We start from the raw sequence: 22,750 nt of genomic DNA, 5'->3' as shown, positions 1-22,750 counted from the left end.
TCGCCGTATCGCTTCCGTTCTCGCATAGGTCGGTAACGCTCAAGGTCACCTCTACCGATCCGCCCTCGCACAGTACCGGTGCGCTGTAACCGCTAAGGTCACTGCCCTCGGGGCTGCATCCACCTCCGTAGGTGAAGCCAGCCATCCAGTTGGCAAAGGCCGTATCTAATGCTGCCTGGTCCGCATAGTCGCAGGCACTGCTGCTCATATCCTGTACGTCGCTGATCTCTAGCGCAGGGGCCGCATCTACACTAAAAGTTGAAGAGCAACTTCCTGATTGACTACATTCATCTGAAGCACTAATCATTACAGTAACATCATCACCACAGGCATCAATAGTAATATTATCTAAATTGTTAGCGGGGTTACCATTAACTGTATATGTCACAGTAGGATTGGATCCTCCACTAACTCCAAAACCAATTAACCAATCATTCAGTGCTGAAGAGATATCACCTTCAGATGAGCAAGCTACTAGATTAACTGGATCAGGACAATTCACCGTTAACTCAGGTGCTATATTAACCGTAACAATAGCATCGGCGCTATTGGTACATCCATTGCCATCGGTATATGTGTATGTTACTGTATAATCGTCTGGTGCTAATCCAGTAGCATCAAACTGGCCACTTTCGCTTACATGATCACCACTCCAGGTTCCTCCTTCAGGAGATCCCGTTAATTGCACTGTTGTTTCCGTACATTCCAAAGAAGCTGGATCGGCATTTACAACAGGTAAATCATTTACCGTAAGCGTACCAATAGCGTCCCCATCGGCTGGTGGGCATCCATTAGGACTTGTCACCATTACGGAGTAATCCCCAGCATCTGATAACTGTGCTGGATCAAAAGTAATAGTCGCCGTACCTTGGCCGGTAAACGATCCTGGCCCTGACCAAACAAAGGTATAGCCATCGGCTACTGGATCTTCAACAACTATAATTCCATGACTTATTGTTGCTGTTAAACTGGCCGAACCATTAACACAGACTTCATCATCACTAACATCTACAACAGGTGCTAAATTAAAACTACCGCCCACAAAATCTTTTGAATCGGCCGTTATTTCTGCCGATGATCTCGTCTCCAGCATCCATGTCGCACCACAAATGATTTCTGGATTTTCCTGTAAATTGAATACAGGTGTTAAATCGATAACACCCTCGTAAAATTCGTTGTAATCGTAATGTGTTTGTCCTTCAGGTACTTCAAAATAGTCAGGCACCAGGACTTGTTCGGCATTATTTTCACTAACATGGGAATCGGTACCAATTTCAACTAAGGAATTATTATTACCTAAATTCCCATTACCTGGGCCAACCCATTTTAGCACAGTAACGGTAGCATCTCTTCCTCCTCCTGTAAAATCAGCCAATACTAAAATGTCACCTATACTTGTCAAAGCATCATATGTACCGCCTTCGCCATCTGGTTCACCAAAATTGGTATAGTGGTCTGGACTAAAATATTTATCGCCATCATCTATAGCTGTAGATCCATTTAACAAGAACCAAAAACCAATATATCCAGTTCCTTTATTACTTTCCCTATCTCCTGCAAAAAATAGATAGGTGTGTTCTGGATCGTACTTATCAAACGGTGCAGTAGCACTACATGGTACAGCCCCAGTAATACCTGTATAGATCACAGCAGCCGCATTCATGATATCACTCTTGGCCTGCATAGGGCTGAATGTCCAGTTACTGTAATCTGGTGTTGGAGAAGCTTGTCCCCAGCTTTTGAAATCTTTTCCTCCGGTATAAATATCATCCTGATTACCGGTAAAAGTATCATGTTTAAGCTCGAACGTTGGTGCAAGTCTAACTGCATCACCACCCCATTCATTAGAGTTTCCATCAATACAAGGTACTCCTGCTTGGGCATTTAAATGACCAACAGCTCCAAACAAAAAAAGCATAACCACTATTAATCCGGTTATACTTTTAAACTGCTTCCTTAACAAACTAAGACAGCATGCAATTAAATTTAAAGAGGTCTTGCTCTTTGATTTTTGGGTAAAATTGTACATTAACATAACATTTTAATTAATTAATAAATGATGTTAACATAAAGAGGAAACACAACCGTAATAACCACTTTTGCGTATGCAAAAAAGTCATTAGCCTGTTGCTAAATTCTGGTAAGTTGAGGGCTACTTATAATTTGCTATTAATCAAGTATCTCAAAAAAAAATAAGCAGGGAGAAGTGCAAAATGCAGAAATGAGGGATGACCAAATTTAGAACAAACCTTATGCTCCCACAACCAAGAAAATGAACTTTTAGATTATCGGTTATAATTTTTAGACTATCTGCGTACTTTTTTTCTCTTTTTAGACCAGTGGTATTTTTTAATCGATTATCAGTAATTTATATAATCATTTAAAGAAAGTACAACAAAATCCCTTGATGTTTGATATTTCAATAGTATGTTACACATTATCAAAGATTTGTCTCTAAGGGAAATTTATGCAATCATGTATGTTAATTAAAATCTAAAAGCCATGTCATCGGCCCTTAATTAATTATATTCGCTTTTTTATTTTTATTTCAAGAACATGAAATGCCCATTTACAAAATTTGCAAACCCAACCAATATGATAATTAGGGCATCGCACCTGCCTGCCTGCAAGGCAGGTCTGACCATTAAAAATCAAATAAATATTAACAGATGAAAAACTTATTTATTGCATCTTCACTATTAGTGTTAGCTATTAGTTGTAAAAATGAAACGTCAAAAGATTATGCCGTACTCTCCGGTAAAATTTCAAACTACCAAGGGGAGGTTCTAACCATTAACAGTTTGGATAGAAAACTAACTGATACGTTAACGATTTCTGGGGATGGTATCTTTAAGGATACGTTAAGGTTGGCTAACGCCAATTATATGTTATTCGATGGCAAAAACCCGACGTTAGTCCATATAACTAATGGTAATGAACTTCAAGTGAATTACGATTCTAATGACTATAGAAACACTGTAAGTGTTGCTGGGATTGGCGCCGAAATTACCAACTACCTACACGATAAAAGAGATATAGAGCAATATATTCGAGGCAAGGACAACTATTTTTTATTGGAAGAAACTGATTTTAAATCAACTGCCAGCAAACTAAAGGATTCTTTAACTGCATTTATCAATTCGTTTGAAGGTATTTCACAAGACTATAAAGCTAAAGAAGTGCGCAACATCAATTACGCTTACCTCTCTACCTTAAATAAGTATAAGCCCTATCACGCCTATTATGCCAAGCAGCCCGATTTTGAAGTTTCTGAAGGCTTTTTAAGCGAACTGGACCATATGGATTATACTAATGAAGATGATTTTGTGTTTTCAAAAGATTATAAAGATTTGGTAAGTAATCATTACCGAGAACTATCTAAAACATTATCTGAAACGGATTCTTTAAAAGAAGACATCGCCTATTTAAAAACTTTGGCAAATATTGAAAGCGAGACCATTAAAAACAGTTTATTATTCGAAACTGCCAAAAACGGTATTACCTATACAGAGGATTTACAGGAGTTTTATGAGCTATTTATGGCCAATTCAACCAATGAAGATGATAAAGCTGATATTACCAAAAGCTACAACAAATTAAAAACGGTGAGTAAAGGAAGTCCGTCGCCTAAGTTTGTTGATTATGAAAATTACAAGGGTGGTGTTACCTCGTTAGACGACTTCAAAGGGAAATATGTCTATATAGATGTTTGGGCTACTTGGTGCGGGCCTTGTAAACGTGAAATTCCGTTTTTAAAAGAAGTTGAAGCACAATACCATGATAAAAATATAGCGTTTGTGAGTATCTCGATCGATCAAGCCAAAGACCATGATAAATGGAAACAAATGATTGAAGAGAAAGCCATGGGTGGCATTCAATTATTTGCTGATAACGACTGGAAATCAGACTTTGTTAAGTCTTACTTGATACAAGGGATTCCCCGCTTTATTTTAATTGATACCGAAGGCAATATCATTAATGCTAATGCGCCGAGACCTTCAGACTCTAAGCTAATAAAACTATTTGATGAGTATAATATTTAAATAGTTTTAGGTTCATATAACTTATAAGCCGCTAGTTACTGAAATTACAAGTACAGCGGCTTTTTTAAGTTCCATTATTATGGGACTCCTCCTCGTACCTCACTTCGACAGCGCTCAGTGTGACACGTTCGGAATGACAACTCTAACTGTTTATAAAGTAGTTTTTTTAATCGAACTTGGGCTAAGAAAAGAATTATATTTTTTTGTTGAAACCTTGTTCGTTGAATCCATAATGATTTATTTATGATGGATCGTCCTGGGCTTCTTGGGTTTCGTCTTGTGGTTGTTCCTCTTGCTTAAACAGGTCTAAAAAGGCTTCTCCCAAATATTCTATAACGTGGCTAGCTATTAAGCTTTGATACCCAAAATCGTTAACTGCTATGTCTGCCGATTTCCCATGTAAATACACTCCAAAAATACTAGCTATTAGCTGATTGTAGCCTTGGGATATTAAGCCCGTTATAATACCTGTTAAAACATCACCACTTCCAGCTGTTGCCAATCCGGGGTTGCCTGTTGTATTGATGTAGAGTTTATCTTGGAAAACAATTATGGTATTAGCTCCTTTTATTACCAATATACATTGGTGCTTTTTTGAAAATGTCCTGGCCTTTTCCAACTTATCGAAGTCATCCTTCCACTTCCCTATTAATCGTTCCAATTCCTTGGGATGCGGTGTTAAAACCGATTGTTCCGGCAACAGTTTTACTAGACTTTTCTTTTTTGCCAAGATATTGATACCATCGGCATCAATAACCAAAGGCTTTTTATTTTCTTTTAAGAACGTTTCAAAAGCTGCTATTGTTTTTATATCGGCTCCCAACCCTACGCCAAAACCGATTACGGTAGGTTCTATACTAAATTTAATGGATGTGATTTTTTCTTCATCTGTATCTGTAATAACCATAGCCTCTGGAAACGATGATTGCAAGGCGGTATAACCACACTTCGGTACATAAGCGGTCACCAAACCAGCACCTGCAGATAATGCCGCTCTACTGGCCAAGGTTACCGCGCCTATTTTACCGTAGCTTCCTCCAATAATTAAACTATGTCCGAAGTGGCCTTTATGGGCAAACTTGTCACGAGGTTGATACATCGTAATAGCTTCATGTTTACCTATTAATGCTGCTTGGGTAGGGGTGCTTTGTAAAAACTCTTGATCCAGCCCAATATCCAATACTTCCCATTGCACGGTGTATTTTGCTGTTTCAGGCAGAAAGAACACCAATTTAGGTGATGCAAAGCTCAAAGTGTATCCCGCATAAACCACCGCTTCTTCATCTTCAACAGCTTTGTCCATATACAATCCCGAAGGAATATCTATAGATAATGTAAATGCCTTGGTGTTCTTAAAATGTTGGAACAGGGCTTTAACCCAACCATCAATTGGTCTATTTAGGCCAACGCCAAAAATGGCATCCACAATGATATCGTTTGGGTCTATTTCGGGAAAGTCTTCTTTACAGCTTAAAAGTATGGGCCAATCTTTAGTAACTGTTTTAATACGATCGTAATTAATCAAAAAATCCTTAGAGCGCTTATCGCTACAATTCACCACATAGGTTTTTACATTATACCCATGGGTTATCAAGTGCCTACCCAAAACCAATCCATCACCACCATTGTTACCAATACCACAAAATATATGAATGGGTACTTGGGCACCTTGCATGCGTAGGTGCATCCAATTAAAAATTTGGGCGCCAGCCCGTTCCATCAAATCGGCTGAAGCTATATGTTGTCGTTCTATGGTTAGCTTGTCCCCTTCATAAACTTGGTCTTTGGAAAATATTTTCACTCTGTAAACTTTAATGATTAATTTAATCCTATCGGATTCATTTTTATAACCGTTATTAATTTATCAATTCTTAAACAGAATATCGCTTTTAATTTTAATAAAATGATTGCTCAATAAGAATTTTACAAAAAATTATGATTAATTTTTTTATTAGGTTAAATGTAATACTTTTGAACTGTATTATTAAGACCCAATGCATCTTTTAAACCAAAATATAAGCTTTTCTATAGCCTTCGCAACAAGGGGCACAGCTTCTATTTTTGGTACTACTACAATTATTACAACCCCTTGGGGGTGTTAATGATATATACTTCGGGCAATTTTTGTGGTTTTTTAAAATCACTTTTCTTAACTATTTTTATAAACAAACAATATATTAAAACATGAAAGTTTTAAAATTCGGAGGAACATCGGTAGGTTCTTCTAAAAACATAAATAATGTTATCGCTATTTTAGAAGATTATTCTAATAATAGCAAAGTCGCCTGTGTCGTTTCTGCTGTTGGTGGCATTACCGATAAATTACTCTTAGCTGGAAACCAAGCAAAAAATAAGGACAATGCCTTTGCTGATACGTTTAATACAATCAAGGACATTCATTTAAACATTATAAAGGAGTTAAATCCTAACAACAACCAATCCATTATAGATTATTTAGATGACAAACTTGAGGCTTTAAGAAACCTGTTGGAGGGCATCTATTTAATCAATGAGCTTTCTCCCAAAACATCCGATAAGTTAGTAAGTTTTGGTGAACTGTTGTCATCGTACATTATAGCCGAAACGATGAAAAACAGAGGGTTTTCTGCAGATAGAAAAAACTCGCAAGAGTTAATCGTAACCAATTCCAATTTTACAAAGGCTGAAGTTGACTATAGTTTGACCAATGCAAACATTCAAGACTATTTCAAATCTGCCAATCAACAAATAACAATCCTTCCTGGATTTATTTCAAAGTCGGCACAAGGCGAAATTACAACTCTTGGACGCGGTGGTTCCGATTTTACAGCCGCCATAATTGCAGCAGCTTTAGAAGTTGAGCAGTTGGAAATTTGGACCGATGTTAGTGGTATGTTCACCACTAATCCTAAATTGGTAAAACAGGCCTACCCTATTAAAAATATTTCCTATCAGGAAGCAATGGAACTGTCCCACTTTGGAGCAAAAGTACTTTACCCTCCAACGGTGCAACCTGTATTGGATTTAAATATTCCTATTCATATTAAAAATACTAATGAGCCCGATGATGCAGGAACCATTATTTCCAATCAGGACACCAAGGTCAATGGTCCTGTAAAAGGGATTAGCAATATTTCCAATATCGCCTTGCTAACTTTGGAAGGTAGCGGTATGGTTGGTATTCCTGGATTTTCTAAGCGCTTGTTTGAAACTTTGGCCCAGGAGAAAATCAATATTATTTTAATTACCCAGGCGTCATCCGAGCATTCTATTTGTATTGGTATTGATGCCAGTGAGGTTGAAAGGGCTAGAATTGCTGTAGATAATACTTTCGAAAATGAAATTGCATTACATAAAATAGACCCAATAGTTGTAGAAACAGGTTTATCTATAATTGCATTGGTTGGCGATAATATGAAAAACCATCAAGGCATTAGTGGTAAAATGTTCAGTTCACTTGGTAAAAACAATATCAATATTAGGGCTATTGCGCAAGGGGCTTCAGAAAAAAACATTTCAGCAGTCATCGCCGATAAAGACGTTAAAAAAGCTTTAAACACCTTGCACGAGCAGTTTTTTGAAACAAAAACCAAACAACTTAATGTGTTTATAACTGGTGTAGGCAATGTAGGTGAGCGTTTGGTAGAACAGATAAAGCAACAAAAAAACTATTTAAAGGACAATTTAAAAATCAATCTTAGGGTTATAGGGCTGTCCAATTCCAAAACCATGTGCTTTGATGAAGATGGCATCAATTTAAAAGATTGGAAACACCAATTGGCAAATGGCGAAAAGGCGTCATTGCCTAGTTTTTTAGAGCATGTAAAATCCCTTAACTTACGTAACAGTATTTTTGTGGATGTTACTGCCAATGCTGAAGTGGCCAATCTATACGCTGATTATTTAAGGGAAAGTATTGGTGTGGTGGCCTGTAATAAAATAGCTTGTTCCAGCGATTTTGAAAATTACAAACTACTGAAACGTTTGTCCCTTAAATACAATGCGCCGTACTTATTTGAAACCAATGTTGGTGCTGGATTGCCTGTAATAGATACACTGAATAACCTTATAGCCTCTGGCGATAAAATCACATCTATCCAAGCGGTGCTTTCGGGTAGTTTAAATTTTGTTTTTAATAACTTTAACGACAGCACAAAGTTTTATGATGTGGTCAAACAAGCCCAAGAAGAAGGCTATACCGAACCCGACCCAAGAATTGATTTAAGTGGTGTGGACGTGGCTCGAAAAATATTGATTTTAGCCAGGGAAAGTGGGGTTGAAATGAATTTGGAAGACATTGAAAATAAACCGTTCTTATCAGAATCTGGATTACAAAGCGATACGGTTGATGATTTCTTCCAAACTTTGATAGCAGACGAAGCCCATTATCAACAATTATATGCTTCGGCTAAAGCTAAAGGTTGTCAGTTGAAGTATGTTGCACAATTCAATAATGGTAAGGCCAGCGTAGGTTTACAGGAAATTCCGCAAGGACACCCCTTTTATAATTTAGAGGGCAAAGACAATATCGTGATGTTTTACACCCAACGCTATCCAGAACAGCCTATGATTATTAAAGGTGCTGGTGCTGGTGCCGATGTCACAGCCTCTGGATTATTTGCAGATATTATTAGGATAGGGAATGATTGATTAAAGATTAAAGAACTTAGAATATGGGGGATAGAGGCAATGATTGACGATTAACGATTAACGATTAACGATTTTAGAGTCAACCCCACTAAACGTCTAAACCTTTAAACCATAACCTTAAAACCTTGTATATATAAAGGCAAATTTTAGTAAGTAATTTAAAGTTAGAAATGACATTACATAAAGAAAGTTCTTGTTTTTGCTCTAGTGCAGCCGAGAACTATTTAATAGATAAAATGAACGAAATAAGAATATTTTCCCCCGCAACTGTTGCCAATGTCTCTTGTGGCTTTGACGTAATGGGCTTTTGCTTGGATAGTGTGGGCGATGAAATGGTTATTAGAAAAGTGGGCAAAAAAGGAATTCATATTGTCCATATTGAAGGCTTTGATTTACCTTATGACACTGAATCGAATGTTGCTGGCGTATCTGCTTTAGCCATGTACAGGACCCTAGATTTAGATTTTGGTTTTGAGATTGAAATCTACAAAAACATTAAACCAGGAAGCGGTATTGGCAGTAGTGCAGCAAGTGCTGTTGGTAGTGTCTTTGGTATGAATGAGCTATTAAACAGACCCTTCAACAAAACACAGTTAACCGAATTTGCCATAAAAGGTGAAGCTTTGGCAAGCAAATGTGAACATGCCGATAATCTTGCTCCTGCCCTATTTGGCGGTTTTACTTTAGTGAAAAGCGTATCGCCATTGCAGGTATTGGAAATTCCCTCGCCAAACGATTTGTATGCTGTCATTATACATCCGCAATTAGAAATAAAAACCTCTGAAGCCAGGGCCATATTGCCTAAAGATATCCCCATGGCCAATGCCATTACGCAATGGGCCAATTTTGGAAGTTTAATACACGCCTTGCATACCAGTGATTACGATTTGATTAAAAGTGCTTTGCACGATGCGGTTGTTGAACCGTTTAGAAGTCAGTTAATTCCGCATTATAACGAACTCAAAGAAGCTGTGATAAAAGCAGGTGCTTTGGGTGCTGGAATTTCAGGTTCTGGACCATCGGTTTTCACCTTATGTAAAGGTCACGAAGTTGCTCAACAGGTAAAAGGCGCTATGGCTTCTATCTATTCTGAAACGGACATTGATTTCGATATTCATGTTTCTAAAATAAATACGCAAGGCGTAAAATTAATATAACTGTCATTATGAGGCATGAGGAACGAATGATGTGGTAATGAACTCGCTATCAATCAGATTACCATAGCGTTCAGACTGAGTGTGGTCACTGAGCATAGTCGAAGTGCAGTCGAAGTCAAATTATAATTTGCTTCACAATGACAAAAAATAGAAATAAAGATTCAAGATGAATTATTACAGTTTAAATAAAAAAGCACCGAATTCTACTTTTAAAAATGCCGTTATAAAAGGGTTGGCTCCAGATAAAGGCTTATACTTTCCCGAAAGCATTAGGCCGTTACCCCAAAGCTTTTTTGAGGCTATTGATACATTGTCCAACGAAGACATCGCTTATGAAACTATCAAGCAATTTGTGCTTCCGGAAATTCCAGAGGCCGAACTAAAAACCATTGTTAAGGAAACCTTAGCTTTCGATTTTCCAGTAGTAACCTTAAACGACAACATTTCTACTTTAGAACTGTTTCATGGGCCAACGATGGCCTTTAAGGATGTAGGAGCTCGGTTTATGGCGCGTTGTCTTGGTTATTTTAACCAAAACAATAATGAGGAAGTTACTGTATTAGTGGCGACTTCCGGGGATACTGGCGGTGCCGTGGCCAATGGCTTTTTAGGCGTAAAAGGTGTTAATGTGGTTATTCTATACCCTAGCGGTAAGGTTAGTGATATTCAAGAAAAACAATTAACTACGCTTGGACAAAATATAAAGGCCCTTGAGGTTAATGGTACTTTTGACGATTGCCAAGCGATGGTGAAAACCGCATTTTTAGATGAAACTTTAACTAGCCAAATGCAATTGACTTCGGCAAACTCTATTAATGTGGCGCGTTGGTTACCGCAATTGTTCTATTTTATCTTTGCATACAAACAATTACACAATAAGCACAAGGATATCGTGTTTTCTGTACCTAGTGGTAATTTTGGAAACATTTGCGCTGGTATGATGGCACAGCAGTTAGGCTTGCCTGTTAAGCATTTTGTGGCTTCCAACAATGCCAATAATGTGGTTACTCGTTATTTAATTTCGCAGTTATATGAACCTAAGGCTTCGGTACAAACCATTAGTAATGCTATGGATGTTGGTGCTCCAAGTAATTTTATTCGTATCGAGGAAATCTACAAAAACCAATTCAATACGTTAAAGGACAATCTTTCTTCTTATAGTTTTTCTGATGAAGAAACTAAAACTGCCATGCTTGAAATATATGATAATTATAACTATGTAGCAGACCCACATGGTGCCGTAGGCTATTTGGGGTGCAAAGCCCATTTAAAGGAGCATCCAGAAGCACATTGTGTGTTTTTAGAAACGGCCCATCCTACCAAGTTTTTAGATGTTGTTGAAGAGGTGATTAAAGAAGAGCAACCTTTACCAGAACAAATACAAGCGGTAATGGGCAAGGATAAAGTTTCGGTAAAGATTGACACCTATGAGGATTTAAAGGATTTTTTGATTAAAGGATCCTTCTAAGTACATGATAAAATTATTTTTAATTTGAGTTCTTTGTGTTTCTTTGCTGATGGCCGATGCCATTGACTCATAATGAATATAAGTTAAGCTTGAATAATACGTTGTCTCAATCGTTTCTCATTTCGACATGACTAAGGATTTGATTGAAACTTTTGCATCTGTAAAATCAATAATACCATTAAGGGTAAACGTAATAGTTTGCCCCTTTTTTATGTCGATAGGTGTGCTTGTTTCTCCATAAATTAGATTAAAGGTTTGGTCTAAATTGGATGTAACCACTGCCTTTACAAGTTGATTATTTGCCCAGTAGATATCGAATGTAAGTCCGCCTCTCGCCTTTATCCCTTTAACATAACCCTCTTTCCATACGGATGGCAATGCTGGTAACACCCTCACTAAATTTGTTTCATGGGACTGTAAAAGCATTTCGGCAACACCGGCGGTATACCCAAAATTTCCGTCGATTTGAAATGGAGGGTGTAAATCGAACAGATTTGTGCTCATCGATTTTTGCAACAGTAATTGGATATGGTCATGCGCCATATCGCCATCCAATAAACGCGCACTACAGTTAATTAACCACGCTCTACTCCATCCTGTGCCTGCACCACCGTTATCCAAACGATAATCCAATGTTTTCCTTACAGCATCAAAAAGTTCTGGTGTTTCTGCTTTTGTTACATAACTACCTGGATGAAAGCCATATAAATGGGACATGTGCCTATGACCTGGCTCTGTCTCTTTATATTCCCTATCCCATTCCAATATTCTACCATCTGAACCTAAAACAAAACCAGGGCGCAATTGCGCTTTTTGGGATTTTATTTTATTGACAAAACCGTTATCGACCTGCAAAATATCACAAGCTTTTAAATAATTATCGAACACTTCATAAATGACCTGTTGGTCCATGGCGCTACCTAAGCATGTGGCAACGGGCAAACCATCAGCATTAAAAAATCGGTTTTCCGGAGAAGTTGATGGCGCCGAAACCAAAGTGCCATCCCTGGGGTCTTCAATAAGCCAATCGCTATAAAATTGTGCAACTTCATGTAAAGCTGGGAATACGCGTTGTTTTAAAAATTTATGGTCTTGGGTATATTCATAATGTTGCCAATAATGTTGCATCATCCAGCCTCCAGCACCTATAGAACAGCCCCAATAGGCCGTTGGCGCCCTTAACCAGGTTGGTGCCCATAAATCGGTTGCATGGGGTATGAATGATCCCCTGCACCCAAAATTGGTTTGTGCTGTTGTTTTTCCTGAAGCTACCAATTTATCAATATAGTCGAATAATGGGGCATTAAGATCTCCAAGGTTGGTAGCATCGGCTAACCAATAGTTCATTTGCAGGTTAATGTTTAAGTGGTAATCTGCATTCCATGGCGCTGTAATATGTTCATTCCATAAGCCTTGTAAATTAGCTGGATTGGTGCCTACTCTTGATGATGAAATCAATAGGTATCGTCCGTATTGAAACAACAAGGCTTCTAAGTGAGGATCTACCCCACCCTCTTTAATACGTTGCAATCTTTTATCGGTTGGAATGGAATCCAACGCATTTTCACCAAGATTTAGGGACAACCTCGAATACAGACTTTGATAGTCTTTAACATGTACCTTAGCCAAGGTTTCAAAGCTTTTAGATCCAATAGCTTTTAAATCTATTTGGTTTTGCGCTTTATAATCTTCAAAATAATAAGAAGAATTGGACACAATATATAAAGTCGCTTTTTTTACATTTTTTAATTCCAGAAAATCTGTGCCATTGGTAACTGTTCCTCCTTCACTGTTTACTTTAAGGCATGTTTCAAAACGAACGCCTTCAAGGATGGGATAAGGCTTTGAATCGAAAAAGCCCTTGCGCTGTGTAACTTCACCTTGCATTACAAGTAAATTATCTTCTGTTGTAAATGTTTTTGCAGTGGGGTGACCATCATCTTCAGGTCGGCTTAATCTTAGTTTCGCATTTAAGCCAGCATTGTTTTGGGAGGTTAGTTGAATAGCAATAACATTGTTAGGATGTGATACAAATATTTTTTCTTCAACCAACTGATTATCGGCTTTATAAGACACATTAGCTATAGCTTTGCTTATATCTAATTCTCTTCTGTAACCTGTTATATTTTGATGTTCAAAATCAATAAATAAATCACCTAAGGTTTGATGTGAGCGTACCACTTTTTTTCGGGAAAACTTGGCCACAAATAAACTATCGGCTTTATCATTTTTCCCTTCAAATAGTAAATTTCTTATGGCATTTAGATCGTCTTTATTCCCTTCTGGGGCATCCCAATCCTTGCTATCTGCTGGCCACATAGAATCATCATTTAGTTGAATGCGTTCGTTTATTGGGTTGCCAAATACCATCACTCCCAATTTACCATTTCCTAGCGGTAATGCTTCATTCCAGTTTTTTGCAGGTTGTCCATACCATAATACCTGTTGCTCAATTTTAGCTTCTGGTTCGTTGCAGGACAAAAGAAAAGTCATCAAAAGAACTGAAAGACGAACTAATTGGGTGTAAATATTGTGCATTGGTTACAACTTTAAATTTATAGTTTACTTAAAAAAAATAAGTTTTATTGATTCTAACGAACTAAATTAAAGCATTACCAATGATTTTTGTTATCAATATATTGCCATTACTAATTAAAATGTTGCTCTTGTTTTAAAATAAACCACTATGGATTAAAAATCCATAGTTTTAAACAAAGAATGAAATTCTTTTGGAGTTGGTGTTGTCAATTACGAGGGAACGCAGTGACCGAAGTAATCTCTAGGTCAGGCGTTTGGAACATACGGATTGCTTCACTACGCTCGCAATGACGGCTCTCTTGTTATTTCCAATATTTGTTCTTGGCCTACGTCATTACGAGGGAGTGCAACGACCGAAGTAATCTCTATGTATAGGCAATGGAACTTAACAGATTGCTTCACTGCGTTCGCAATGACGGCTCGCTTGTTTTTCTCGCATTTATTCTTGACCTTCGTCATTACGAGGGAGCGCAGTGACCGAAGTAATCTCTATGTTTGGCTACTGAATTAGCGGTTTGCTTCACTGCGTTCGCAATGACGCTACACATGATACGGATTGCTTCGCTGCGCTCGCAATGACGTTTGCTTGTTGTTTTTGGTAATTGTTCTCAACCTTCGTCATTACGAGGGAGCGTAGCGACCGAAGTAATCTCTATGTTTAGGCTACAGAAATGACGGATTGCTTCACTACGTTCGCAATGATGTAATATTTTTTATCTTTATAACATGGAAAAATCTTATATTTATTTCATGTCCAATAAAAATAACACTGTGATTTACATAGGAGTTACATCAAATTTATTGAAAAGGGTCTATCAACATAAAACCAAATCACTAAAAGGGTTTACGTATAAGTATAATTGTGATAAATTAGTTTACTATGAAACATTTACGGATATAAACCAAGCTATAGCAAGGGAAAAGCAACTAAAGGCAGGCAATAGAAAACGTAAAGAAGATCTAATAAATTCTTTAAATCCTGAATGGAAAGATTTGTCTGATGGTTGGTTGTTCTATTTTGATTGACGTCATTACGAGGGAGCGTAGCGACCGAAGTAATCTTTATGTTTAGGCTATGGAGCTAACAGATTGCTTCGCTGTGCTCGCAATGACGCTTACTAATTGTTTTTCGTAATTGTTCTCAACCTTCGTCATTACGAGGGAGCGCAACGACCGAAGTAATCTCTATGTTTAGGCTACGGAAGTAACGGATTGCTTCACTACGTTCGCAATGACGGTTACAAGATAGAGATTGCTTCGCTGTGCTCGCAATGACGTATACTTTGGTTTCTTGTGATTGATCATAATCCTCGTCATTACGAAGGAGCGTAGCGACCGAAGTAATCTCTAGGTTAAGTCTACAGAATTGTAAACAAGTACTTTTTCCCATAGAGGAGCGCATGCTTCAATAAATCGTTTATGGTTAGGCTCTTCCTGGTATTTATCGTGCATCTCTTTGCTAACAAAAGTTAAGTTTAAACAATAGGTATAAGTATTGTCAATAACTTCTCGGCTAGTGGCCGCAGGTGTACCAATGTGCTTGGTTTTTATAAATTCGGATTGGTTTATAAAATGCTTAAGTGAGGTTTCAAATGTTTTCCTATCGGAAGAATTATCAGGTTGCTTTAACCAGAAAAACACAATATGTGCAAACTCGCCTTGTTGTGATGTATTCATTTTAATTGTTTTTTTTAGTTTACTGAACTATCGTGAACCTGTCTACCCGCCGGTAGGAAAGGTTTATTATCCTTAAAATAGTTCTCGATACATACCGACAGCAAACATCGGTACACTCGAACTGATATATTATTTCTGTTTTTGATTCAAAATGTACAACCAGCAAACGTATATCCATGCTAGAGGTTCTACAAATTTAACCTTTAAGTTTGAAAAAATAGCATTTAAAAAAAGCTTGGGACAATGACCAATAATGACATCTATCTTCTTGTTTTGGATGTCCTGTCTCCTACAGCCAGCACCCGCAAAAGCGATTGGAGCGACAGCTTTTTTAAAATGTTTAACAAGGGAGCCAAGACACAATGAATCAAGAACCAAGAAGGCTAACAATTACAGACGTTGAAAAACTTGAATATTTTAAAAAACTATAGCGTAAAGCGCGGTGGCTTGCCATTTGCCCTAAAAATCATTTGTAACATTAGGGTCTGACAAGAATAGCTAGGATTTTTTTATAAGATATGTGTTATGTAATAATAAAACCCTTCCGGCTTTAAACTCTTATTTGAGTTTAAAGCCACCTTCCCTTATTAAGGGAAGGAGCTGTGTATATTGACTTTTCTTTAAGAGGAAGTCTAGAAATCGAAGCCATTTTATCTCATAAAAAAAAGGTTTTAGCATTTTTATTCAAAACAAACTAAAACCTTTTTAAAAAGTTTATGGGGTATTTTAGATATTAGCTGCTAGCCAATCCCCTACTTCATTGGTTCCATAAGCTTTACCACCATCGGCCAAATCTTCTGTAACAACACCTTCTGCAAGGGCTTTATTAACGGCTTCTCTAATGACTTTACCTTCTTCTGCAAGTCCGAAATTTTCAAACATCATAGCTGCCGATAATACGGTTGCCATAGGGTTGGCTATATTTTTCCCTGCTGCTTGTGGGTAAGACCCGTGAATAGGCTCGAATAAAGCGATATCGGCTCCCATAGATGCTGAAGGCATTAAGCCCATAGACCCTGAAATTACTGAAGCTTCATCGGTTAAAATATCACCGAATAAATTTTCCGTGATCAACACATCGTAACTAGATGGCCATTGTACCAAGCGCATCGCTACGGCATCAACAAATTCGTAAGCCACCTCTACTTCTGGATATTCTGCTTCCAACCCTTGAACGGTTTCTCTCCATAAACGCGAAGTTTCCAATACATTGGCTTTATCCACACAACATAAACGCTTAGAGCGTTGCATGGCCAATTCAAAGCCTTTACGTGCCAAACGCGTTACTTCATCCTTGGTATATACACAGTTATCGAAAGCGGTGTTTCTATCGTCTCTTCTACCCTTTTCTCCAAAGTAAATACCACCGGTCAATTCGCGTAAAAATACCAAATCGGTACCTTCAATACGCTCTTTCTTTAAAGGCGATTTATCCAATAATGAAGGGAATACGAAGGTTGGGCGCACATTTGCGAACAGACCTAATGCCTTACGCATTTTCAATAAACCTTGCTCTGGACGTACTGGCGCAGATGGATCGTTATCGTATTTTGGGTCTCCTATGGCACCAAACAATACAGCATCTGATGCTTGACAAACAGCATGGGTCTCGTCTGGGTAAGGTTCTCCAACGGCATCGATGGCTGCGGCACCTGTTAAGGCCGGTTTCCAAGTGATTTCATGTCCGAATTTTTTAGCAACAGCGTCACTTACTTTTACGGCTTGATCTATAACTTCTGGTCCTATACCATCACCAGCTAAAAGGGCTATGTTAAATTTCATCTATATTAAATTATTTATTATTTAGTTATTGTGTTATTAAGTTCTAAATATATAGTCTTAATTAATAATAATGTTCAGCATTTTTTCGGTGGCTTTTATGGCCGATACGGTTTGATCGGAATCCAAGCCCCTTGTTTTAAATTCCTTATCTGAATTTTTCCATGTGATTATGGTCTCACATAGTGCATCGGAACGGCTTCCCGGTGGAATACGCACTGCATAGTCAATAAGGTTAGGCAATGTGGTTTTCTTTCTTTTGAAGATGTTACGCGTGGCATTCATAAAGGCATCAAACTGCCCATCGCCCTGTGCGCTTTCTTCAAAAGTCTCATCCTCAATGGTAATGGAGACCGTTGTTGTTGGTCTTAACCCTTTTGCATGGGTTAGTACGTATGAATTGACTATTACCTTTTCTTCGTAGGTATAATCAAGTACGTCCGATATAATATAAGGCAAGTCTTCTTTGGTAACGACTTGCTTTTTATCGCCCAATTCAATAATACGTTGGGTTACTTTTTTAAGGTCTTGGTCGTTTAATTGAAGTCCCAATTCCTGTAAGTTCTTTTGGATATTGGCCTTTCCAGAGGCCTTCCCTAGCGCATACTGACGTTTTCTACCGAAACGTTCTGGCATTAAATCGCTAAAATACAGGTTGTTCTTATTGTCGCCATCGGCATGAATACCAGCTGTTTGGGTAAATACATTAGCCCCAATAATGGGCTTGTTGGCCGGAATCATAACGCCTGTAAAGTTTTCTACAAGCTTGCTAACGGTATAAAGTACTTTTTCGTTAACTCCTATTTTAACGTCTGGAAGAAAATCGTTTATTACCGCTATGGTACTGGCCATAGGAGCATTTCCTGCACGTTCGCCCATACCGTTAACGGTTAGGTGTAAGCCGTTAATTCCAGCTTTAATAGCTTCCATAACGTTAGACACCCCTAAATCGTAATCGTTGTGCGCATGGAAGTCGAAATGCAAATTGGGATAGGTCTCCCTAATTTCCTTAACAAACTCGTACGATTCCCTTGGTGTTAAAATTCCCAAAGTATCGGGAAGCATAATACGCACTACTGGCTGTGTTGCCAAAAAGGCCAAAAACTCAAAAACATAGGCTTTAGAGTGGCGCATACCATTGCTCCAATCTTCTAAATACACATTGGTTTTTATGCCTTTGCTTTCGGCTAAAGCAATGGCTTCTTTTATCTCTTTAAAATGCTGATCAGGTGTTTTTTTAAGCTGATGGGTTAAATGGTTTAATGAACCTTTTGTGAGTAGGTTTTGCACCTTGGCACCGGCCTCTTCCATCCAATTGATGGACACTCCTTTATCTACAAAGGTCAAAACTTCTACAGCATCTATAAACCCCGCTTCTTTGGCCCAGGTTGTAATGGCCTTAACGGCTTGAAATTCGCCTTCGGAAACGCGCGCTGAAGCTATTTCTATGCGATCAACTTTTAATTCTTCCAGTAAAAGTTTAGCTATAGTAAGTTTTTCAGAAGCAGAAAACGACACGCTCGAGGTTTGTTCACCATCGCGCAGTGTCGTATCCATTATTTCAACTTTTTGTGTTGCCATTATAGCATCAAATCATTAGCAAACGATTCTATTTCGCCTTTCATGTTTTGAAGGTAGTCTATATCATCAAAACCGTTAAGCATATTTTCTTTTTTGTAGCTGTTTATCTCAAAGGATTCTTGTGCTCCAGTTGCAAGAATGGTAATGGTTTGCTCTGGTAGATTAACTTCTATTTCTGCTTTAGGATCGTTATAAATGGCTTCAAAGATTTGCTCTGAAAACTCTGGACTTACCTGTACTGGCAACACCCCTACATTTAAACAGTTATTTTTAAAGATATCGGCAAAGAAACTAGATACCACACAACGGAATCCGTAATCGTAAACCGCCCATGCAGCGTGCTCCCTTGATGAACCAGAACCAAAGTTTTTTCCGCCTACCAATATTTTTCCACCATAAACAGGGTTGTTCAACACAAAGCTTTCTTTAGGTGAATTGTCTGCATTGTATCTCCAATCCCTAAATAAGTTATCTCCAAAGCCTTTGCGCTCTGTTGCTTTTAAGAAACGTGCAGGAATAATTTGATCTGTATCTACATTCTCTAATGGTAATGGAACTGCAGTACTTGTAAGTATATTAAATTTGTCGTATGCCATTTTTTTGAAAGTTTGAAGTTTAAAATTTAAAGTTTTTAAAACACGTTACTTTAACTTTTAACTATTCATTTTTAATTTTAATTATAAAAGGGTTCTTGGATCGGTTACTACTCCGGTTACGGCAGCTGCTGCAGCCACTAACGGACTAGCTAACATCGTTCTTGAGCCAGGTCCTTGACGCCCTTCGAAGTTTCTGTTAGAGGTACTAACTGCATATTTACCTGCAGGAATTTTATCGTCGTTCATAGCTAAACAAGCTGAACAACCTGGTTGTCTTAATGTAAAACCTGCTTCGGTAATAATGTCTAAAATACCTTCTTCCTTAATTTTATCTTCAACCTCATGCGATCCTGGTACTAACCAAGCTGTAATATGATCGGCTTTTTTACGTCCTTTTACAATAGAAGCAAAAGCTCTAAAATCTTCAATTCTACCATTGGTACAACTTCCAAGGAAAACGTAGTCTACCTTTTTACCTATCATAGCATCGCTTTCACTGTAGCCCATATAATCTAAAGACTTTTTGTAAGTGGCTACTCCACCCTCTACAGCATCGGCATCTGGAATATTGTTGGTGATACCTATACCCATACCTGGATTGGTACCGTAAGTAATCATAGGCTCGATGTCGCTTGCATTGAAATTGAATTCTTTATCAAAAGCAGCGCCTTCTTCAGTCTTTAATGTTTTCCAGTAAGCTACGGCTTCATCCCAAGCTTCACCCTTTAGAGAAAGTGGTTTGTCTTTTAAATAGGCAAAGGTTGTTTCGTCTGGGGCAATCATGCCGCCTCTGGCTCCCATTTCAATGGATAGGTTACAAACCGTCATACGGCCTTCCATAGTCATGTTTTCAAATACATCACCTGCGTATTCAACAAAATACCCAGTTGCTCCAGAAGTTGTTAACTGAGAGATAATATATAGTGCAACGTCTTTAGGCGTCACGCCTTTTCCTAATTGCCCATTTACGTTAATACGCATTTTTTTAGGCTTAGGCTGCATGATACATTGTGTAGATAGTACCATTTCTACTTCAGATGTTCCAATACCAAAGGCAATGGCACCAAAAGCACCGTGGGTAGAAGTATGCGAATCACCACAAACGATAGTTGCTCCTGGGAATGTAATACCATTCTCTGGACCTACTACGTGCACAATACCATTCTTTTTATGACCTAGCCCCCAATGGCTAATGCCATGTGCTTTAGAGTTTTCTTCTAATGCTTTAAGCTGATTTGCAGAAAGCGGGTCTTCAACTGGTAAATGCTGATTGATGGTTGGGGTATTATGATCGGCAGTCGCGAAAGTACGCTCTGGGTACAATACCTTTAGTCCTCTGTTTTTTAAACCTAAAAATGCTACAGGGCTTGTTACTTCGTGAATGAAATGACGATCGATAAAAAATACGTCAGGACCACCTTCAATTTTTCTAACCACATGCGAATCCCAAACTTTGTCAAACAATGTCTTGCTCATAAATATCTTTTTTAATATGACTTATTTAGTGTTAATACCAAATAAACTCTAAAATGACGCTATCAATTCGTTTAACACCATTTTAAAATCCATTTGGAATAAATTTTTGAGCAGTCTATGCTACAAAAGTCAACAAAGTTATATCATATTACAGTTATTTAAAACTTTATAGGGCTTTGTTATTGGATTTTTATAAAATTACCAACATAAGCCTATTATATTGCATATCTTTCAACGGAATATTGTAATTGTTTATAATTTTAAACCCACCATTTTACTAGTAAATGGATAGGATTAAAACAGATTTTGCTGGTCGTTGTCGTTAGGTATTTTTAAATTATAGCCTAGCTCGGTGTTGATTTGCTTTATGAAGTATGCCGATAGCAACGGCGATTCTTTTTCTATATTCTGGTGAATGAAAAAATCGATTTCTTTAATGCCCTCCGATTTCCATAGTTTTAAGCGTTCTACCCAATCGTCCAAGCGGGAATAATCGGTTTTATGATTGGCACCTACATACCTCACAAAAGCAGTGGCATTTGTTAATCGCATATGCAATAAATCGCGCCTACCGGCTGTATCTACAATAACATTGGAAATATTATTGGTTTCTAATAATTGATACAGATCTTCTGCAACCGTTTTATCATTGTACCAATCGGTATGCCGGAATTCGATAGCCAGCGGTATTTCCTTGGGCCACGTTTCTACAAAAGTAACGACCCTGTCAAAATCTTTAGGCGCAAAATTATTGTGCATTTGTAAAAATACAGTCCCTAGCTTTTCTTTAAGGTTCGATGCGTTATACAAATAATGCTCCACCACTTCTTTGGTGTCGTTTAGGCGTTTCCAGTGGCTAATTTCCTGGTTTAACTTTGGAAAGAACTTAAAATGTCCTGGTGTTTTTTTATACCAGTTAGCAAATTGTTCTGCTGGAAATATGTGGTAAAATGTAGCATTGAGCTCTATACTGTTGAATTGCCTTGAATAGTATTCCAATTCGTCTTTTGTGCCCCTTGGGTAGAACCCTTTTAGGTCTGCCCTGTTCCATTTAGCACAACCTACATAAATCTCAGGAACATTATCGTCTTTAACTTTTTGAAGTACCCGTGGGGTGTCTGGATGGTCTTTTGGTAGGGTAAAATCGATGTTTTCTGGATGGTCTACACTGCCGAACTTCATTGTTTATTAGGTTATTTAATATTTAGTTATTGGATTATTGGGTTATTGGGTTATTGGGTTATTGGGTTATTGGGTGCGCTCTATGTGTTTTCAATTATTTTGCTACCCACTTTGTTTCTTCATGCTTCATGCTTCGGTCTTCCTGCTTATTTTGCCACGAATTCACGAATGTTTTATTGCTTAGTTATATAGTTATTAGGTTATTTAATATTGAGTTATTTAGTTATTGGGTTATTGGGGTATTGGTTGTTGGGTGCGCTCTATGTGTTTTCAATTATTTTGCTACCCACTTTGTTTCTTCATGCTTCATGCTTCGGTCTTCCTGCTTATTTTGCCACGAATTCACGAATGTTTTATTGCTTAGTTATATAGTTATTAGGTTATTTAATATTGAGTTATTTAGTTATTGGGTTATTGGGTTATTGGGTGCGCTCTATGTGTTTTCAATTATTTTGCTACCCACTTTGTTTCTTCATGCTTCATGCTTCGATCTTCCTGCTTATTTTGCCACGAATTCACGAATGTTTTATTGCTTAGTTATATAGTTATTAGGTTATTTAATATTGAGTTATTTAGTTATTGGGTTATTGGGGTATTGGTTGTTGGGTGCGCTCTATGTGTTTT

Annotated in this window: 14 protein-coding genes; 5 read left to right on the top strand and 9 right to left on the bottom strand. The window is 37.8% G+C overall.

Features of this window, described 5'->3' with window-relative positions; translation table 11 throughout:
- A partial coding sequence (locus tag MR062_RS12465; RefSeq protein ID WP_242204742.1) for a hypothetical protein occupies positions 1-2,029 on the bottom strand: 2,029 nt, incomplete at its 3' end.
- Between the two features lie 640 nt (positions 2,030-2,669).
- On the opposite strand from MR062_RS12465, the gene MR062_RS12460 reads away from it, so the two are divergent.
- On the top strand, positions 2,670-4,043 hold the full coding sequence (locus tag MR062_RS12460) for a TlpA family protein disulfide reductase (protein ID WP_242204740.1): 1,374 nt from the start codon (positions 2,670-2,672) through the stop codon (positions 4,041-4,043).
- A gap of 241 nt (positions 4,044-4,284) precedes the next feature.
- On the opposite strand, the gene MR062_RS12455 is transcribed toward MR062_RS12460, so the two are convergent.
- Entirely contained in the window at positions 4,285-5,844 is a 1,560-nt protein-coding gene (locus MR062_RS12455) for an NAD(P)H-hydrate dehydratase (protein WP_242204738.1), read from the bottom strand.
- 383 nt (positions 5,845-6,227) lie between these two features.
- On the opposite strand from MR062_RS12455, the gene thrA reads away from it, so the two are divergent.
- The 3 genes from thrA to thrC all read left to right on the top strand — a co-directional run bounded on the left by thrA (position 6,228) and on the right by thrC (position 11,297).
- Positions 6,228-8,672, top strand: coding sequence for a bifunctional aspartate kinase/homoserine dehydrogenase I (thrA, locus tag MR062_RS12450; RefSeq protein WP_242204735.1), 2,445 nt, complete (start codon positions 6,228-6,230; stop codon positions 8,670-8,672).
- Positions 8,673-8,908: 236 nt separating this feature from the next.
- Positions 8,909-9,829: a homoserine kinase gene (locus MR062_RS12445; protein WP_242204749.1), complete on the top strand. Its 921-nt coding sequence runs from the start codon at positions 8,909-8,911 to the stop codon at positions 9,827-9,829.
- 166 nt (positions 9,830-9,995) lie between these two features.
- A complete protein-coding gene (gene thrC / locus MR062_RS12440; RefSeq protein ID WP_242204733.1) occupies positions 9,996-11,297 on the top strand; it encodes a threonine synthase in 1,302 nt (433 codons plus the stop codon).
- Between the two features lie 117 nt (positions 11,298-11,414).
- Here the strand turns inward: thrC and MR062_RS12435 are convergent, their stop codons facing one another.
- Positions 11,415-13,835: a glycoside hydrolase family 95 protein gene (locus MR062_RS12435; RefSeq protein ID WP_242204731.1), complete on the bottom strand. Its 2,421-nt coding sequence runs from the start codon at positions 13,833-13,835 to the stop codon at positions 11,415-11,417.
- Between the two features lie 726 nt (positions 13,836-14,561).
- On the opposite strand from MR062_RS12435, the gene MR062_RS12430 reads away from it, so the two are divergent.
- Positions 14,562-14,861 (top strand): GIY-YIG nuclease family protein, encoded by a 300-nt coding sequence (locus MR062_RS12430; protein ID WP_242204729.1) that lies wholly within the window; start codon positions 14,562-14,564, stop codon positions 14,859-14,861.
- Positions 14,862-15,182: 321 nt separating this feature from the next.
- On the opposite strand, the gene MR062_RS12425 is transcribed toward MR062_RS12430, so the two are convergent.
- The 6 genes from MR062_RS12425 to MR062_RS12400 form a co-directional block, all read right to left on the bottom strand.
- On the bottom strand, positions 15,183-15,512 hold the full coding sequence (locus tag MR062_RS12425; protein WP_242204727.1) for a Dabb family protein: 330 nt from the start codon (positions 15,510-15,512) through the stop codon (positions 15,183-15,185).
- 726 nt (positions 15,513-16,238) lie between these two features.
- On the bottom strand, positions 16,239-17,294 hold the full coding sequence (leuB, locus tag MR062_RS12420) for a 3-isopropylmalate dehydrogenase (protein ID WP_242204726.1): 1,056 nt from the start codon (positions 17,292-17,294) through the stop codon (positions 16,239-16,241).
- A gap of 57 nt (positions 17,295-17,351) precedes the next feature.
- Positions 17,352-18,872, bottom strand: coding sequence for an alpha-isopropylmalate synthase regulatory domain-containing protein (locus MR062_RS12415; protein ID WP_242204724.1), 1,521 nt, complete (start codon positions 18,870-18,872; stop codon positions 17,352-17,354).
- The gene (gene leuD / locus MR062_RS12410) at positions 18,872-19,468 is read right to left on the bottom strand and encodes a 3-isopropylmalate dehydratase small subunit (RefSeq protein ID WP_242204722.1); all 597 of its coding nucleotides are present in this window, start codon (positions 19,466-19,468) and stop codon (positions 18,872-18,874) included. Before leuD ends, MR062_RS12415 begins: the two co-directional genes overlap by 1 nt.
- An 81-nt stretch (positions 19,469-19,549) precedes the next feature.
- On the bottom strand, positions 19,550-20,944 hold the full coding sequence (gene leuC / locus MR062_RS12405; protein ID WP_242204720.1) for a 3-isopropylmalate dehydratase large subunit: 1,395 nt from the start codon (positions 20,942-20,944) through the stop codon (positions 19,550-19,552).
- A gap of 294 nt (positions 20,945-21,238) precedes the next feature.
- Positions 21,239-22,126, bottom strand: coding sequence for a DUF72 domain-containing protein (locus tag MR062_RS12400; protein ID WP_242204718.1), 888 nt, complete (start codon positions 22,124-22,126; stop codon positions 21,239-21,241).
- Positions 22,127-22,750: the final 624 nt, after the last annotated feature.

Origin of the sequence: Aestuariivivens insulae (assembly GCF_022662195.1) — a bacterium.
GTDB lineage: Bacteria > Bacteroidota > Bacteroidia > Flavobacteriales > Flavobacteriaceae > Aestuariivivens > Aestuariivivens insulae.
Note: the sequence above shows the minus strand (reverse complement) of the source record. Positions and strands in the feature narration are given on the sequence as shown.